The sequence below is a fragment of the Jannaschia sp. S6380 genome, from assembly GCF_023015695.1.
GTDB lineage: Bacteria > Pseudomonadota > Alphaproteobacteria > Rhodobacterales > Rhodobacteraceae > Jannaschia.
In genome coordinates this window covers 750,317-765,885 of record NZ_JALKAS010000001.1, presented here as the reverse complement: position 1 = coordinate 765,885, position 15,569 = coordinate 750,317, and the positions used below count along the sequence as shown (strand labels likewise).

General features: G+C 61.5%; 24 protein-coding genes. 7 read left to right on the top strand and 17 right to left on the bottom strand.

What is annotated here, in order from left to right; genetic code table 11:
* Window positions 1-5: 5 nt before the first annotated feature.
* Together MWU52_RS17935 and MWU52_RS04000 are read right to left on the bottom strand one after the other, a co-directional pair.
* Complete coding sequence (locus MWU52_RS17935) at window positions 6-137, bottom strand: hypothetical protein (protein WP_281493899.1); 132 nt, start codon at window positions 135-137, stop codon at window positions 6-8.
* An 18-nt stretch (window positions 138-155) separates the two neighbouring features.
* Window positions 156-686, bottom strand: coding sequence for a DUF305 domain-containing protein (locus MWU52_RS04000; RefSeq protein WP_246949691.1), 531 nt, complete (start codon window positions 684-686; stop codon window positions 156-158).
* A 107-nt stretch (window positions 687-793) separates the two neighbouring features.
* On the opposite strand from MWU52_RS04000, the gene MWU52_RS03995 reads away from it, so the two are divergent.
* Entirely contained in the window at window positions 794-1,066 is a 273-nt protein-coding gene (locus tag MWU52_RS03995; protein ID WP_246949688.1) for a metal-sensitive transcriptional regulator, read from the top strand.
* 3 nt (window positions 1,067-1,069) lie between these two features.
* Here MWU52_RS03995 and MWU52_RS03990 read toward each other — a convergent pair whose 3' ends face one another.
* The 9 genes from MWU52_RS03990 to MWU52_RS03950 form a co-directional block, all read right to left on the bottom strand.
* Window positions 1,070-1,267, bottom strand: coding sequence for a hypothetical protein (locus tag MWU52_RS03990; protein ID WP_246949685.1), 198 nt, complete (start codon window positions 1,265-1,267; stop codon window positions 1,070-1,072).
* 208 nt (window positions 1,268-1,475) lie between these two features.
* Window positions 1,476-2,918, bottom strand: coding sequence for a multicopper oxidase family protein (locus MWU52_RS03985; protein WP_246949683.1), 1,443 nt, complete (start codon window positions 2,916-2,918; stop codon window positions 1,476-1,478).
* Complete coding sequence (locus MWU52_RS03980; RefSeq protein ID WP_246949681.1) at window positions 2,915-4,357, bottom strand: multicopper oxidase domain-containing protein; 1,443 nt, start codon at window positions 4,355-4,357, stop codon at window positions 2,915-2,917. Before MWU52_RS03980 ends, MWU52_RS03985 begins: the two co-directional genes overlap by 4 nt.
* 71 nt (window positions 4,358-4,428) lie before the next feature.
* Window positions 4,429-5,307, bottom strand: coding sequence for a CopD family protein (locus MWU52_RS03975; RefSeq protein WP_246949678.1), 879 nt, complete (start codon window positions 5,305-5,307; stop codon window positions 4,429-4,431).
* 3 nt (window positions 5,308-5,310) lie between these two features.
* The gene (locus tag MWU52_RS03970; RefSeq protein ID WP_246949674.1) at window positions 5,311-5,655 is read right to left on the bottom strand and encodes a copper resistance CopC family protein; all 345 of its coding nucleotides are present in this window, start codon (window positions 5,653-5,655) and stop codon (window positions 5,311-5,313) included.
* Window positions 5,655-6,077 carry a c-type cytochrome gene (locus tag MWU52_RS03965; RefSeq protein WP_246952753.1) on the bottom strand — a complete coding sequence of 141 codons (423 nt, stop codon included), beginning with the start codon at window positions 6,075-6,077 and terminating at the stop codon, window positions 5,655-5,657. Before MWU52_RS03965 ends, MWU52_RS03970 begins: the two co-directional genes overlap by 1 nt.
* A gap of 35 nt (window positions 6,078-6,112) precedes the next feature.
* Window positions 6,113-6,607, bottom strand: a complete 495-nt coding sequence (locus MWU52_RS03960) for a DUF411 domain-containing protein (RefSeq protein WP_246949673.1) — start codon at window positions 6,605-6,607, stop codon at window positions 6,113-6,115.
* A 92-nt stretch (window positions 6,608-6,699) separates the two neighbouring features.
* The gene (locus MWU52_RS03955; protein ID WP_246949671.1) at window positions 6,700-7,008 is read right to left on the bottom strand and encodes a hypothetical protein; all 309 of its coding nucleotides are present in this window, start codon (window positions 7,006-7,008) and stop codon (window positions 6,700-6,702) included.
* A 71-nt stretch (window positions 7,009-7,079) separates the two neighbouring features.
* A complete protein-coding gene (locus MWU52_RS03950) occupies window positions 7,080-7,652 on the bottom strand; it encodes a hypothetical protein (protein ID WP_246949670.1) in 573 nt (190 codons plus the stop codon).
* A 74-nt stretch (window positions 7,653-7,726) separates the two neighbouring features.
* Between MWU52_RS03950 and MWU52_RS03945 the strand changes: the two genes are divergently transcribed.
* Window positions 7,727-8,257 (top strand): Crp/Fnr family transcriptional regulator, encoded by a 531-nt coding sequence (locus MWU52_RS03945; protein ID WP_246949669.1) that lies wholly within the window; start codon window positions 7,727-7,729, stop codon window positions 8,255-8,257.
* Window positions 8,258-8,281: 24 nt separating this feature from the next.
* On the opposite strand, the gene MWU52_RS03940 is transcribed toward MWU52_RS03945, so the two are convergent.
* Window positions 8,282-8,698, bottom strand: coding sequence for a helix-turn-helix domain-containing protein (locus MWU52_RS03940; RefSeq protein ID WP_246949666.1), 417 nt, complete (start codon window positions 8,696-8,698; stop codon window positions 8,282-8,284).
* Between the two features lie 129 nt (window positions 8,699-8,827).
* On the opposite strand from MWU52_RS03940, the gene MWU52_RS03935 reads away from it, so the two are divergent.
* From MWU52_RS03935 to MWU52_RS03920, 4 genes are all read left to right on the top strand, one after another.
* Entirely contained in the window at window positions 8,828-9,757 is a 930-nt protein-coding gene (locus MWU52_RS03935; protein WP_246949665.1) for a cation diffusion facilitator family transporter, read from the top strand.
* Window positions 9,754-10,341, top strand: coding sequence for an isoprenylcysteine carboxylmethyltransferase family protein (locus MWU52_RS03930; RefSeq protein WP_246949662.1), 588 nt, complete (start codon window positions 9,754-9,756; stop codon window positions 10,339-10,341). Before MWU52_RS03935 ends, MWU52_RS03930 begins: the two co-directional genes overlap by 4 nt.
* A gap of 13 nt (window positions 10,342-10,354) precedes the next feature.
* Entirely contained in the window at window positions 10,355-11,224 is an 870-nt protein-coding gene (locus MWU52_RS03925; protein WP_246949659.1) for a cation diffusion facilitator family transporter, read from the top strand.
* A 343-nt stretch (window positions 11,225-11,567) separates the two neighbouring features.
* Window positions 11,568-11,786: a hypothetical protein gene (locus tag MWU52_RS03920; RefSeq protein ID WP_246949657.1), complete on the top strand. Its 219-nt coding sequence runs from the start codon at window positions 11,568-11,570 to the stop codon at window positions 11,784-11,786.
* 56 nt (window positions 11,787-11,842) lie between these two features.
* On the opposite strand, the gene MWU52_RS03915 is transcribed toward MWU52_RS03920, so the two are convergent.
* Window positions 11,843-12,409 carry a hypothetical protein gene (locus MWU52_RS03915; protein WP_246949655.1) on the bottom strand — a complete coding sequence of 189 codons (567 nt, stop codon included), beginning with the start codon at window positions 12,407-12,409 and terminating at the stop codon, window positions 11,843-11,845.
* Between the two features lie 35 nt (window positions 12,410-12,444).
* Here MWU52_RS03915 and MWU52_RS03910 point away from each other — a divergent pair, with 35 nt between their 5' ends.
* The gene (locus MWU52_RS03910; RefSeq protein WP_246949654.1) at window positions 12,445-13,014 is read left to right on the top strand and encodes a Crp/Fnr family transcriptional regulator; all 570 of its coding nucleotides are present in this window, start codon (window positions 12,445-12,447) and stop codon (window positions 13,012-13,014) included.
* Here MWU52_RS03910 and MWU52_RS03905 read toward each other — a convergent pair.
* The 4 genes from MWU52_RS03905 to MWU52_RS03890 are packed head-to-tail and all read right to left on the bottom strand — an operon-like array spanning window position 13,011 to window position 15,550.
* A complete protein-coding gene (locus MWU52_RS03905) occupies window positions 13,011-13,460 on the bottom strand; it encodes a DUF411 domain-containing protein (RefSeq protein WP_246949652.1) in 450 nt (149 codons plus the stop codon). The genes MWU52_RS03910 and MWU52_RS03905 overlap by 4 nt on opposite strands.
* Entirely contained in the window at window positions 13,457-14,440 is a 984-nt protein-coding gene (locus MWU52_RS03900) for a cation diffusion facilitator family transporter (RefSeq protein WP_246949650.1), read from the bottom strand. The genes MWU52_RS03905 and MWU52_RS03900 overlap by 4 nt, the downstream gene beginning before the upstream one ends.
* 1 nt (window position 14,441) lies before the next feature.
* A complete protein-coding gene (locus MWU52_RS03895; RefSeq protein ID WP_246949646.1) occupies window positions 14,442-15,101 on the bottom strand; it encodes a TVP38/TMEM64 family protein in 660 nt (219 codons plus the stop codon).
* Window positions 15,098-15,550, bottom strand: a complete 453-nt coding sequence (locus MWU52_RS03890) for a DUF6010 family protein (protein ID WP_246949643.1) — start codon at window positions 15,548-15,550, stop codon at window positions 15,098-15,100. Before MWU52_RS03890 ends, MWU52_RS03895 begins: the two co-directional genes overlap by 4 nt.
* Between the last annotated feature and the right edge of the window lie 19 nt (window positions 15,551-15,569).

Here is a 15,569-nt window from a genome sequence, read left to right as displayed (position 1 = left end):
GTATGTCAGCGTCCGCGGGAATTTCGAATGAAATAGGCAATTCCCGTAATCAGGAAGACGACCACAAGAAGCATGATCAGCATCATGCCTCCCATCATCCATCCGCTGCCTTGCATCATTTCACCATTCATCATCATCGTTACGGTCTCCTGTATTTATTCCGACTTTGTTCGTTCTGTGCCTGCTGGTGCATCTCCGTTGGCTTCGATGTCTGCGATGTATCGCTGCATCTCCGCGATCTCGCCCCGCTGCGCCTCGATGATGGCATCGGCCAGCTTGCGCACGCGCGGATCGGAAATGTTCGCACGTTCGCTGGTCAGGATCGCAATGGAATGGTGCGGGATCATCGCCTTCATCCAGGCGATATCGCCGACCGTGTCTTGGGAGCGGACGAGGTAGAGGCCCGCCGCGAAGGCAATCGCGGCTACGGCGAAGATCGCGATGTTTGCTTTCCGGTTAGAATACATGCCGAGCATGAAGGCCAGCATGATGACCGCCATCGTCCCGCCCATGTAGAGCGCCATCCACATGCGCGTCTGGGAAAAGAAGACATGATCCAGCGCATAGGTATTGAGATACATCAGCCCATACATCATCACGGTCGAGGTGCCGATCATGGCGAGGAACCTGCCGTAGCCGCCGCTTTTCCTGGAGTGGCTGTCCTGATGCGTGTCGTCTGAATCCATTGTAGTGTCGTTTCGATGTGCCATTGTCTGACTCTTCTATATACCCATATGGGGTATATAACTGTAATTTCAGCCCCATGGTTCCAAAAGACACGGAGTGCAGTCCGATGAAGGCGAACAAGGACAAGACGCTGGACCGGCTGTCACGGCTCGAAGGTCAGGTGCGCGGCATAAAGGGCATGGTCGAGGCCGACCGCTACTGCATGGACATCCTTGCGCAGACGGCTGCGATCAGATCGGCGATCCTGGGCGTCGAGAAGCTGATCCTTGAGAACCACGCGGAGCATTGCGTCGAAACCGCGATCCAGAGCGGCGACCCCGAAGAACAGCGGGCCAAGTTCGACGAGCTGATCGGTCTGTTGCAAAAGGCGTCCCGCTAACCATCATTGCAGCGTCTTCTCTCGGATCAACAGGACGGCCAGACCAAGTGCCAGCACCACGTCGATGCCAAGACAGAACGGGCCCCACCAGCCCGGTGCGGGGTTCGATAGAAACAATCCCACACTGACATCGAACATCCCGTGCCCGAGCAGAGCGGCCGCGAGTATCCATGCCGACGCCCGCGCGCCGATGATCGCCAAGGCGGCAAATCCGGCGGCGAGGCCGGAATGGACGACAATCTCGGCGGTGTCGCCGGTCTAGATTGCAAAGACCACACAGAAAGCAGCGATGGCGACCATTGTGGTTGCCCACGTCCCTCGCTGGCGCAAGACACCCCCGAGCGCCATAGCCCCATGGGTCATGCCCCCGAGGACAAGTCCGGCGACAAATGGCAGGCCGAACACCATCCTACGCGACCTCGAACCAGGCCATCATCCCGGACGCCTGATGCGATAGCATATGGCAATGGATCATCCACTGGCCGGGATTGTCCGCGACGAAAGCGATTTCCAGCGTTTCATCGCCGCCGATCAAAACCGTATCGCGCACGTCGCGGTGCGGGTCAGGTGCGCCATTGCGCGACAGGACCGTGAAATGATGCCCGTGCAGGTGAATAGCGTGCGGGAAGATCGAGCGGTTCACCATTTCCAGATGCACTGTCCGGCCGAGGGGCGCGCGGAACATCGGAGTTTTCATCCCGTGCGCCATGCCGTTGAAAGCCCAGACCATGCCGTTCGATGCCAGTTTGCGGAACCCCATCCGCTCACCGCGATAAGTGGCCTCAGCAATGCCGCGCATCGCGCCACCTTCCATGAGCAGGCGTTCGCGTTGCGGATCGGACGTATCGGGAGGGGCCAGTGTGCCCCAGGCGTGCAGCGGGCGGACTTCACCTTCGCCCGGTGCCACCGGCGCGCCGTCCGACCTGAACGTCGCGACCTCGACCCACGCGCCGTTTCCGGGATCGAGCAGAAGGCCATGCGTCCCGTCATCCTGCGACGGCACGTCGATCACGACATCGGCCCGCTGCGCCGGGGCGAGCAATAGCGTTTCCACATCGCGGGGCGAGACGGGATGCCCGTCGAGCGCAATCAACCGCGCCGACAGGTTTGGCAGGCCGAGAAGCATGATCCGGTCGATGGCTGTGTTAACGATCCTCAGCCGGAGACGCTCACCGGGGCGGACCGGCAGATCGGGATAGGCCGCGCCGTTTACCGTGACGGTGTTGCCCATCCGACCGTCATGGGAGGCCGCGTGCAAGTCGTCCCATCTGTCCTCGACGATGGCCGCATCTGCATCGAGCAGCCAGTCATCGAGAACCAGCGTCAGCTCGCGCGTGGCCGCACCGGGCAGGCCGAGCCACGGTTCGCGGTCCTCCACGATCAGGGGACCGGCCAGACCACGGGCGACCTGTTCCTGGCCGCGATTGTGCGAGTGATACCAATAGGTGCCGGGATCGGGGGCGATGAAGCCGTAGTCGAAGGATGCCCCCGGCGCGACAGCTGCCTGTGTCAGCGGGGCCGCGCCGTCCATCGCGTTGTCGATGCGGATGCCGTGCCAGTGAACTGCCGTGGCCTGAGGCAGATCGTTGGCGAGCTGGCGGCGCACCCGGTCCCCCGCCGTCACGCGGATTTCAGGGCCGGGAACCCTGCCTGCGCCTTCTGTCGCGTAGGCCCAGACCGACGTGGCCGGGTATCCTGCCGGAGCGAGCTGCGCGGTCGAGGGCGCGGCGCGCAGGATCGGCCAGCCCGTATCCGCGAACAGTCCACGGGGCAGCAGGGTCGTTGCGCCGAGGGCGACCGCACCGGTCAGGAAGGTGCGGCGGCCGGGCAGCCTGTTGGACCGGTTTCTCATGCGTATGTCACCGTCGTCATCATACCGGCGGCCATGTGATACATGTTGTGGCAATGGAGCGGCCATTCGCCGGGGTTGTCGGCGTCGAAGGCAATCGTCACGCTTTCCATCGCGGGAACCAGAACGGTATCGCGGATAGCCCCGGAAAGCCGCGCACGTCCCAATCCGACGACCTGGAAGTGATGACCGTGCAGGTGCATCGGATGGGACATCATCGTGCGGTTGCGCAGCGTGATATCGACCCTCTGACCGGACACGATCTCGACCGGAGCGCGATTGTCGAACGACCGCCCGGCGAACCCCCAGGCGTAGGGCTGCATATCGCCGGTCAGATCGACACTCACGGCTGCATCGGCGGGTTTGCGGGGCAATCCGCTCGCCGCAACAAGTTGCCGTTCCAGATCGAGCAGAACCGGTGGCGCGGTGACTTCGGCAAACCCGGATATCCGCTCAATCGCTGCCGATGCCGTCGCAAGAACGATCCCCGTGCGGGCTTTCGCACCTTCGAGCTGCGCGATGATCGGGAAAGCACCGCCTTCCGAAGGTATCGATACCTCTATGTCCAACCGCTGCGCCATCGCGATCTCGAAGCGTGTGCCGTCGATGGGAAGCACGTCATTCCCGTCAACCGCCAGAAGCCGCCCTTGCAGATTGCCCAGATCGAGCCAGAAGTTGCTGGACGAGGCCGCGTTGATGATCCTCAGTCGCACGCGACCGCTTCTTTCGACCGGTACGATTTCGGGGTCCGACAGGTCGCGGTCGTTGGCGAGGAAGGCATCGAACGCGATGTCGTTCAGATCCATCGCCATCCCGGACATGACGATGTTGCCGTGGTCCATCGCGGGTGCATCGCCCGTGTTCATGTTGCCATGATCCATTCCGGCCATGCTGCCATCTCCGCCGCGCACCATCCCCATGTGCATCGCGGCCATCCCCGACCCGATATGCGACATTTCACCGGATCGCAGACCTGCGAGGAGTTCTTCCGGTGGGGTGAAGCTGAAATCGTGCAGCATGATCGTGACGGTCTGCCGATCCGCCGAGGCATCTTCGGCTGACTCCACGATGAGAGGCGCGGCCAGAAGCTGCGCCTCCTGCAAGCCGAAATGCGAGTGCATCCAGTTGGTGCCGGATCGACTGACATCGAAGAGATAATCGTGCGTCCCGCCCGGCGCGACAGGTGCCTGCGAGACATTGCTGCCGTCATGGGCAAAAGGCGGCGTCAGCCCGTGCCAGTGAATGACGGTCGGATCGGCCAGCGTGTTCCTCACCCGCACGTCGAAAGGCGCGTCCACAGGTATCACCAGGCCGGGCGTTCCCGCATCGTTCATGATGCCCATGACGGTCGCAGCGCGGCCCATAATCTCCAGCGTGCGCGTGCCGACAGTCAGGGTGGTTTGGGGCGAAGTCTGCGCAAAACCATAGGTCGGCAGTGCCAACGTGCCGCCGAGGGCGGCGGCCCCTTTCAGAAGTGATCGGCGGAAAAGCGGTGACATTCGGGTTGTCCCTTTCAAAGGTTTACCGGGGGTGTGGTGATCGAAGTGAGGGTGGCCGTCGCCAGCAGGATCAGGGCGACGATGATGATTTCCATACGGATGGAGCGACGCAGCCTGGCGGAAGCCGAAGGTGCGCCGGAGGCAAGCGCGGGCACGAGCCGGAGTTTGTTCCTTGCCGCCAGCCCGAGAAGGCCGGTGACGACGGCAATTTTGATAATCAGCGTCCAACCGTAGGCCGTGCCAAACAGTCCGGTGGGTGACCCGATCATGAGCCATGCGAAAGACACGCCGACGATCACAAGAATCGCTACAGTGCCGCTGGCGATGGTGCCGAAGCGATGAAGAAGAGCCGCGTTCTCGCCTTTCGCCGCCGCGCGATGCAGTGGAGCCAGTGATCCGACCCAGAAGGCCGCCGCCAGCAAATGCGTCACCAGAAGCCCCGCCAGTATCCAGCGCGGATCACCCAGGGAGTGACCGACGAAGGCGTAGGACATGGCAATCAGCAATGCGCCGAGAAGACTTGCCGTCATGCCGATGGTGCCTTCGATCAGAACGGCGACGATCAGCAATTCACCCGCACCCCGCCAGAGTGCCGCCGTGCCGAGCGGGCTGTCCCAGACGAAACCCAGCATCATCGTATCCGTTGCCCCGGACAGCCCCATGCCCGAAATACGGGCCGCGCGGATACCGAAGCGCAGCGCCAGCACCGCAAGACCAATGAGCGCCGCAATGACCGCGAGTTTTCGGGCGATGCGCCGCACGTCGGGAGGCGCGGATCGGAAGACGGCGAGAAACAATGGCCCGCCCATGGCAATCAGCGCCGCCGCGTATCCGATGGCTTTCGCCAGGATCGCGAGAAGCGCCCACCCGTCAATCGGGGCAAGTCCTTCCACCGATCAGTCCGAGACCGTAAAGGCGAAGGCGCCCTGCATCGGGTGGCCGTCCGCCGACAACCCGCGCCAATCTACAGAATAGGCCCCGGCGGGCATGGCTTCGAGCGGAATGGCGCGAAATTCCGTCACCGGATCGAGACCGGTTTCGCGGGTGATTTCCATCTCGCCGTCCGGCCCAATGAGGCTGATCGCCGTGACGCGCATCGGGTCGTCGAAGCGCAGTTCGATGACCTCCACCGTCTCGACAGTCGCCTCGTTCGCCGGGGTTGTGTCTTCGGCTTTCGAGTGGGCCAGCGCGGCTGTCGCCGTTGCCAGTGTGGCCACGAGGGCCAGAGTGATACTCTTCATCATCTGTTTTCCATTTCGTCGTGACGGGCGCGGATGTCTTCCGGCCAAGTCGATTTGATGTAGCTGAGGACGGCGATGATCTCGTCATCCGTCAGGACGCCCTCGTAAACGGGCATGTTGGATTCATAGCCGGGATCGCCGATCAGAGCGCCGGTTCCGTATTTCGTCAGACGAAACAGCGTGTCGCCATCATGGTGCCAGGTGTGTCCGGTTTCATCGTGCGGCGGCGCGGGCAGCTGTCCATCCTCCCCCGGCGAACGCCAGTTCGGCTGACCTTCGAGGTCCACACCATGACAGGCCGCACAGGTATCGGCGTAGATCGTCTCCCCGAGGGCCACGACATCCCGATCTGACGGAACAAGCACGGTTCCGGCCGGTGTGGACGCCCCCCATGTGAAGGCGAGGACAGCGGCCCCCGCCAGCGCCGCTGTCCCGAGGCCAAGCGCTGCAATCCGGTTCACAGACCGGCCTTGTAGAAGACCTCGCCGTCACCGGCCTCGCCGCCGAACGCCATCACGTCATATCGCGCTGCCGGGTCGTTTCCCATGCCGGGGGAGCCGCCGGGCATTCCCGGCACCGCGATCCCCGCGATGTCCGGACGCTCTTCCAGCAGCTTGGCAAGAGCCGCGAACGGCACGTGACCCTCGACCACATAGCCGTCGATCGTCGCGGTATGGCAGGCCCACATCGTTGCGGGCACCTCGTTGTCCAGCTTGACGCCGGTGACATCGGCGATGTCCGTGGCCTCGATGTCGTATCCCTCTTCGCGGGCCAGGGTGACCCACGCGCCGCAGCAGCCGCATGTTGGGCTTTTGGTTACGTGCATCGTGCCGTGATCGGCCATGGCGGAATGGCCGTCGGCATGCGCCATCCCGACCGCACCGAAAGAGGCGAGGCCAAGTGCAAGGGCGGCGGCAGGGGTGAAAGCGATAAGAGTCTTGATAGGTTTCATGTCAGTTCCTCTCGACAGGAATGCGCACGGGCAAGGCCCGCTCAGGTGTGGTTGCAAGTTGAGACTCCGCGCCCGAAAGGGCACGAAACGCATCACAACGCGCGGGGAGGGTCGAGAGGACCGGAAGGCTCGATACCCGTCAGAAGCACGCCCGTGACAATGGACACGTCCTCACAGGTGGCGGGCGCAGTATCGTTCAAATCAGCGCCGGGAAGCAGCGCGGCCAAGGAGTGACAGGTCTGCGTGCGTTCGGAGCCTTCCGAACAGCAGATCGGCTGATCGTCAGCCACTTCTCCCACCGAGGTGTGGCTATGCTCCACAGCAGCCATATGGCTAGCGTTCATCGCGCCCGAAACCGAAGCGGAGAGCGTTACCATGACGACAAGGAGAAGCCGGAACAAAACCATACCAAATACCTATATGGGGTATATGGGCATTTGCAAGCCGGAGCTGCGATACATCCTGTCGCGGCTCAGTGGGCGTGCGCATCTTCCCCGCGCGCCATCATCAGGTGATGCGCGCGATGATGATCCTGGCTTGCCATCAAGCCGAAGAACCCGAGTCCCCCTATCCTTGCCGTAACCGCTGGATCATCGCTGGTGACGACCAGCTCAACCGCCGACCTGCTCTCCGTCACATCGACTGTCCAGCGGGGATCGTTGGCAAGTTGGCCCGCATGGGCAGGAACCATCCGCCGCAATGTCGCCAGTGTTTGTGCATCACCGGTCACGATCATGCGCAGACCGCCATCGACAGGCTCCTCTTCCACTTCGGTGAAGCTCACCAGCCGGTCCATGTCGACCAGATGATCGCGCAGGCCACGAAGATCGACCTGTGACCAGTCCGTCGCGGGATCGGCTTCCAGAAGGGCGACGACTTCGGACAGTGCGGCGAATGCGTCTTGGCCAGGCTCGGTCAGGGCCGATCCGCCTGCCTGACTGTGTGCTGCGTGGTTCATACCGTCGCCATGGCCGGAATGATCGGTTTGCGCCACCGCAAAAACCGCTCCACCGATCAGGATCGCCACCCCCAGAATGACCTTCATTTGCATACCCGACCTCCATCCACAGAGTTGCCTCACCCTACCCAAAGCAGAACAACGGACATATGATATCTATCATGTCGGGCTGGATACATATCTTTGACGGCGCGCCTGTCCGCGAGATCGAGTCGGGCGCGTATCTATTCCGGCGCGAAGAGGCGGTCCGATCCATGTTCCTGGTCCGAGCAGGAGCTGTCGCCCTGGAACGCCCGCTGGAAGACGGAACACCGCTGACGCTGCATGTTGCCACGCCAGGCACCGCGTTGGCCGAAGCCTCCCTTTTTGCCGCGACCTATCACTGCGATGCGGTTGCAAGATCGGAGGCCTCGATTGCCAACTTGCCGAGGGTGGAATTTCTCACGGCGCTACGGAGTGAGCCGGATGCCGCCCTAAGCCTTGTCGAAACCCACGCGAAAGAGGTTCAGGCGCAGAGGGCGCGGATCGAGACACTGCGCCTGCGCCGTGTGGCAGACAGGCTGGACGCATGGTTGGACCTTCACGGCGAGCCGCGGAAGGGCCGCTGGACCGAGGTTGCCAATCAGATCGGAGTTTCGCCACCCGCACTTTACCGAGAGTTGGCACGGCGACGGAGCCGTAAAGAACAATGACGGAGGCATAGAGGTTCTAACCGATCAATGCTCCCGCTGGCACAGGTCGTGGTCGGCGAGGGACGCCAGCACATAGCAGTCTTCCGAGACGCCATCGCCGTCACACCCATCGGCGATGCGCAGAAGCTCCTTCTCCAGCGCGCGGAGCCGTTTGATCTTCGCCCGGACATCCGAGAGCTGGGCGGCGGCGATCTCGGTCGCCGCCTGGCAGGACCGGTCGGGGTGATCCTGAAGCTCGATCAGCGACGAGATCGCTTCAATCGAGAAACCGAGGTCCCGTGCGTGCCTGATGAAGCTCAACCGCTCCAGGCCTGCCTGATCGTATCGTCTTTGATTGCCTCCGGTGCGCTCGGGTGCGGTCAGCAGGCCGACAGTCTCGTAGTAGCGGATGGTCGGAACCTTGACCCTGGTGCGTCTGGAAAGCTCGCCAATCGACAGCATGGGATTACCTCTTGAACCTCTAGTGACTAGAGACCCTATCTTGTCGGCAGCAACGAATCCAGAGGCTTGCAATGACTCGTGTTTTTCCGCCCCGATGTCGGGCCAAATATTCTAGGCAAGGTGCAGCGAATGCCGCATGACCACGTTCACATTGACCCGGAGGCGGGCGACCGCCGGGTGTTTGCGGCGATTGCCGTCAATCTCGGGCTGACCGTCGCGCAGATTGTCGGCGGGATCGTCTCCGGCTCGCTCGCGCTGATCGCCGATGCGCTGCACAACTTCTCCGACGCGATCTCGCTCATCATCGCCTTCGCTGCCCGCAAGATCGCGCGACGGCCGAGAGATGAAGACATGACGTTCGGCTACGGCCGGGTCGAGGTGGTCGCCGCGCTCATCAACTACACGACGCTGATCGTGATCGGCCTCTACCTGCTCTACGAGGCGGCGATGCGGTTCGCAGACCCGCAGGACGTCGAGGGATGGCTGATCGTCATCATCGCGGGCATCGCTCTGGTCGTGGACGCGGCAACGGCGCTGCTGACCTACACGATGTCCAAATCCAGCGTGAACATCCGTGCAGCGTTCCTGCACAATGTCGCTGACGCGCTCGGCTCGATTGCCGTGATTGTCGCGGGCACGCTGATCCTGCTCTACGACTGGCGACTGATCGACCCCATCGTGACGGTCATGATCGCGGGCTACATCCTGTGGCAATCCTTCCGGGAAATCGGCCCAGTCATCCGCATCCTGATGCTTGGATCGCCGCCCGACATCGAGACGCGCGGCGTTCTCGACGCTGTGCGCAATGTGCCCGGCGTCACGGGCATCCACCACGCGCATTTCTGGCAGATGAACGAGCATCACGCGGCGCTCGACGCCCATGTCGTGATCGAGGAGGGACGCTGGAACGATGCCGACGCGATCAAGGAACGGATCAAAGCCGTCCTTTCCGACAGGTTCGACATCGAGCACACCACGCTGGAGCTGGAATGCGCGCGACACGCCTGCGATGCACCGTCCGAATTCGGCGGGCGCGGGCACGGTGGGGCGGCGACGTGAGCGCTTTCGTGGCGTCGGTGACTTTCCTAGCGCTCATCAGCGCAACGTTTCTCGGTGCGGTGCTTGTCTGGTCGATCTTTTTTCCATCGCGCCGTCTCTGGCCGACTGGTCGAGTCACCCCGTTCACACAGATCAAGATCTGGTCTCCGACCGTCGCAATTTTTGCGGCTGCATCCCTCGTGGGCATTATCGAATGGAATGCGCTCGACTGGCCCGGCTGGCTACGGTTCGGCGTTGGGTTGCCTCTCATTCTGGCCGGAAATCTGATTGTGTGGCGCGCGGTTTTCGGCATCGACATGGATGCGACGAGCGGGGCGCGCAGTCACCTGAAGACGGACGGCCTCTATCGCTACAGCCGCAACCCGCAATACCTCGCCGACATGGGCATTCTGATCGGATGGGCCGTTCTATCCGCATCGCCATCGGCCTGGATCATCGCGGCGGGCGGTTTTGCGGCGCTGGCTCTTGCCCCGTTCGCCGAAGAGCCGTGGCTGGAAGATGTCTATGGCGAAGCCTATCGATGTTACCGCAATCGCGTTCCACGGTTCTTGGGCTGGCCGGGATGGGGCGTTCCTTCACGTTGAGAGAATTTTCGAGATGACAAAGCGAGAAAAGACCGGCGATCAGAACACCCCTATCCGGATGCGGGTGCACGGGACGGATTGCGCGAAGGATGCGGCCGAGATCGAACGTGCCGCGCGGTCGGCGGGCGTCGCGGCGGAAGACGTCAAGGTCTCGTCTGCAACCCACATCATGACGCTGCGCATCGCGGAAGGCGATCTTCCGAAGCTGCGCCCAGCACTGGAAGCGACAGGATACGGCTTCGAGCGGATCGAGGGCGACGACACCTCGACCGATCCGGCCTACAAGGACCCGTCCTATCGCCGGGCGCTCTGGATCGTGGTGGTGCTCAACCTCGGCTATGGCGTCGTGGAAATGGCGGGTGGGTTTCTGTCCGGCTCGCAGGCGCTGAAGGCGGATGCCCTCGATTTCCTCGGCGACGGGGCGATCACGTTTCTCGGCCTGCTCGCCATCGGCTGGAGCCTGACGTGGCGTGCCCGATCCGCCATGATCCAGGGCGTGTTCCTTGGCCTTCTGGGTCTCGGTGTCGTTGCCAGCACTCTCTGGCGCGTCCTGAATCAGGCCACGCCCGAGGCGGGGCTGATGGGTGCCTTCGCCGTGGGTGCGCTGATCGTCAATATCCTCGCCGTCCTGCCGCTTCTGAAGCACCGGAAGGGAGACGCCAACATGCGGGCGGTCTGGCTGTTCTCGCGCAACGACGCCATCGGCAACCTTGCCGTCGTGATCGCGGCCGGGCTTGTCGCGTGGTCCGGCAGCGCCTGGCCGGACTTGGTCGTCGCTTTCGGGATCGCGGCGCTGTTCCTGCACTCGTCCTGGGCCATTATTCGCGACGCGCGAGCTGATTTGCGAGAGCAGTTGGCATCAAGAAATAGCCGACCGCTGTAGCCAGGACAGCATAATTATGCGTCATCGCAGATGGCACCACTGCGTCGATTATGCTTTGAAAGCTGACATTCGTACATTTTGCAGCATCGGTTGCGTTGGGCTCACAGCCGTCATTTGCGGCAAGTTTCACGAACGACCGTTCCCGGGCAGGTCGGCGACAAAGATCACCCAAGTTTGGAACGCGACCGGAACGGTCGTCATACGCGGGATAGGAGCCTGACCCGCCCAAGAGCCGCCGAAACCCTGTCGTTCTACGGGGCAGGGTGGCGGCATGTCTCTCGTGTGCGTATGGTGTGCAGAGCAGGTCCGTCCCAAGTGATGGCGGACCCGAGGAGAGCTTTGAATGCCCAACAACGCAGCCTACGCGGCAGCGCGATTGTCTACTGCGCCGATGATGGATGGTGGCGATTATGGCGTGATTTCAGTAGCTTACGTGGTGGTGTGTGCAGCTTATGTTCATGTTGCGTTCGGGCTCTGTCGCACTACGTCGGGTACGTTTCGAGTATCTGCAATTCCGTTCAATCAGAAACTCCCTCGCAACACGTTGTGGCAAATTCCCTAGGGGCAGCGCAAAGGCTAATGGCATAGTCACCCGCGCGATCTATTCGACCTCGTTTTCTATCGATGAGGTGCGGCACCCTTTGCCAACATCAGATGATGTTCCTGGTGATGCGCCCCGATCGTCATCACTCCGAAGAAGCCCAGACCCTGGATTTGTGCAGCGTCGCCATCGGCGATCAGGGCCACGCCGTCTTCAAGTTCTTCGGTTGAGACATCCCAACCCGTCTCCGCAGCGAGGAAAGGTGCGTGGGTCGGCACCATGGCGCGGATGGCCTCAAGAACACGCTGAGTTCCCCGTATCTCGAACCTGGCTCCTTCGGGGCGTTGTATGACATCGACCTTGGACTCCGTGGTCAGCAAGTCCATGTCAACTAGGTGTCGACGGAGAGCGGCTATATCGACCGTGCTCCAGTCGGTTTCCGGGTCGTCTCTGAGGATCGTCACGATTTCGGTCAGGGCGGCAAAACCGGATTGGCCGGCCTCCTGTGGCCCGGCCATCATGCGGACGTTTCCTGAGTGGCTGTGTTGAGCGAACGCAGGGGCTGCAACCAAAAGGGAGAATACCAAAATGGGAAAACGCATGGGCTGATCCTTCGCGAAGATGATTTCGGCAAGCTCTAGCAAGAGCGCGTATCTCCGCATATGATTTCAATCATATGATGCCTGATCCCTACGCCCGCCTTCCAAAATCCGCGCAGAAACTCTTCTCCGCCGACGCTCGCGAAACGCTCTTTCGGCAAGGCGCCGAGACGACGGGACTGTACATCGTACTAACCGGGAGCGTGCATCTTGAGCGGGTTGGGCCGAATGGCGAGCGTTTCGTGATCCATCGCGCAAAGGCTGGGACGAGTTTCGCCGAGGCCTCGATATTCTCGGAACACTACCACTGCGACGCTCTTGTAATCGAAGCGGGTGAGTTCATGAGGATCGACAAAACCGCTGTCCTAGGAGCGTTTGGAGATGTTGAGTTCGCGCGCGCCTATGGTCGTCAGGCTGCCCGACAGATACAAGCGCAGCGACAGCTTCTCGAAATCGTCGGCATTCGAAGCGCGGAAGAGCGTGTAATGGCCGGGCTTGTCGCCGGACTGCTCGATGGTCAAGTTATCGATTTCGCAGCGCTCTTGCGCCTGAGCCACGAGGCGACGTATCGCGCGCTTCGGGCGCTCGTTGAGGCAGGACGTGTCACAAACCCGTCCCGCGGCATTTATCGCTTACCGGGGGCTTTCTAACTGTGGCTGGCAAAAACGGAGGTTGATCCGTCCGAGCCCACAAGCAGCGTGTCAAAGGTATCTCCTGCGCCGGGCCCGCCCATTCCAGGCGAGCTCATCGGCATGCCGGGTACGGCCAGGCCGCGCGCCGAGGGCCGCTCAGCTAGAAGGCGTTCGATGTCCGAGGCAGGCACATGGCCTTCAATGAAATAGTCACCCACAATTGCAGTATGGCATCCGGCGAACTCAGGCGTGATTTGCAGCCTGTCTTTGAATGCGTAAAGCGCGTCCTGATCAACGTTTTCCGCCTCGACCGCGAATCCGGCTTGTCGGACGTGCTCCACCCATGCCGTGCAACAGCCGCATGTCGGTGTCTTCAGCACCTGGATAACTGGAGAGGTGTTTGCCCACAGTGGACGTGCCAGGACTGTAGAAGCCGTGGAAATCAGAAAAATTCGTCGTTTCAATGGTGGTGGCTCCCTTTTGTTTTATCACCAGTTGTAGCGGGGTGCTCGTCCATGTCGAGCGTGCTGCCGATCGTGTCGCGCGTCACATCAAGATCTTGAGCATGTCGTTCGTCGAGGCAGTCGGTCTCAAGTTGCAGGGTCACCATATGGAAGCCGTGGTCGCGCGTCAGCCGACTGTACGCGTTTTCGAGAATCCCGGCGGCTTCGGCCGGATCGGTATGGCGCAAATGCGCGGAAAAAGCGTGTTTGCCGCTTGTCAGTGTCCAGGCATGTGCATGATGGACATCGAGGACACCGTCCTGATCACGGAGATCGTCGATCACTGCATCGAGGTCCGTCTCCTCTGGTGTCCCCTCCATGAGGATGTGTACGGCTTCGCGAATGACGCCGATCGAGGCCCAGAGCAGAACGACCCCGAATACGGCCCCAAGGATCGGGTCGATTTGAAGAAAGCCGGTGAACTGGATCACCAGGGCAGTCACGATGATCAGAAGGCTGCCGACGAAGGTCTGGATGATGTGCCAAAGCGCGCCGCGCGCGTTCAAATCATCGCGACTCGATTTCCACATCAGGCCAAGCGAGATGATCTCTGTGACCAATCCGCCGAACGCTACCCAGAGCATGGGGCCGGTTGGCAGATGGATCGGATTGCCGAGCCGCATCACGCCCATCCAAATGACAAGAAGCGCCATGCCGAGCAGGAAGCCGCCATTGACCAGCGCGCCGATGATCTCGGCACGGTACCAGCCAAAACTGCGTTGCGCGTCGGCAGGCCGTTGCGCGATACGTTGTGCAATGATCGCGACCAAGACGCCTCCTACTGCTGAGAGCGTGTGGAAAGCATCGGAAAGCACCGCAATCGATCCAGTCCAGAGACCGACAGCGAGTTCGATGACGAAGTAGACGCCTGTCAACCAGGCGGAGATAACGAGGGCTTTACCGGATGTGGGCATATGCCCGGCGTGTGATTGGGCAGCCATGTCAGCCCTCCTTTCGTGCGTTGTGACGGTCGCGCCAGATGGCGAAGACGAGCGACAGAGCCGTGAAGCCGCCAAGAGCAACCGCCGTCCAAGTCGCGGTGCGCGCATCTCCGTTCATCGCTTCGCTGCCGAGATGCGCGAGCAGAAAACTCGCCGGTATGATTCCTGCCAGAGTGGCGAGAGCAAATCGCCAGAAGTGCAATTTACTAAGGCCCGCCGCATAGCTAATCATGTCGAAGGACAGGAACGGCAGCAGACGGCTGCCGAATACCAGAAACGTCAGCGTGTTCTGCGAGCCAAGAAATCCCTCACTCAGCTTCTGTCCGACATGTCTCTCAACAAAAGGTCGCCCTAGTCTGCGCGCTAGCAAGAATGCCGCTACGGCGCCGAGCTCGGCTCCGAGGACAACCAACATCGTCCCAAATGTGTGTCCGTAAGCGGCCCCGGCGGCGAGTGCGACGGGCGCAGAGGGCAGGGGGCTGGCAACGATTGCCACTGTCATGAGGGCGACCACCAAAACAGGTCCGAGGAGGCCTGCGGCATCAATCCATCGTTGGAGTTCCTCGCGTTGTGGAAGATCGATGTCGAAGCCGAATGCATCGCGCCAAGCCAACGCGATAATCAGGAGCACAAGAAGAACGAGAAGAATGAGACGGGTCACATCCATACTCCGTAGAGCAGGATCAAGAAGGACGCCGCCAGCAGGTCGTAGACAACGCAAAGCGGGATGTACCATCCGGGGATTCGCGCAAGTTTGTTCGGCTTGTGGTGGAGCAGGTCCCAGAGAGCATGAAGCGCAAGGCCAAGCGGCAGGGCGAGCCAATGCCAGAGCATCCCCAATACGGCAGCTGTCCCGAAAAGAATGGCGACCGCCAGTTCGGACCAGAACACACGGGCTTTGCCATCCGCCGCGCCGAAACCGATATACGCTCCGCCAATCAGTGCAAGTGTAATTGCGGCGACAGCGACGGACGCATTCGGCTCGAGGAAAAGATGCAATGGTGCGGTTATCCCGAACAGGCCTGCTCCGACCCATGCTGGCCGATGAACAGGGGCGGTGTTCTGGGATCCGACAACACGGTCGGTGGTGTTTTGAATCTCACGCTTCATGACACATGACCTAGGGCTT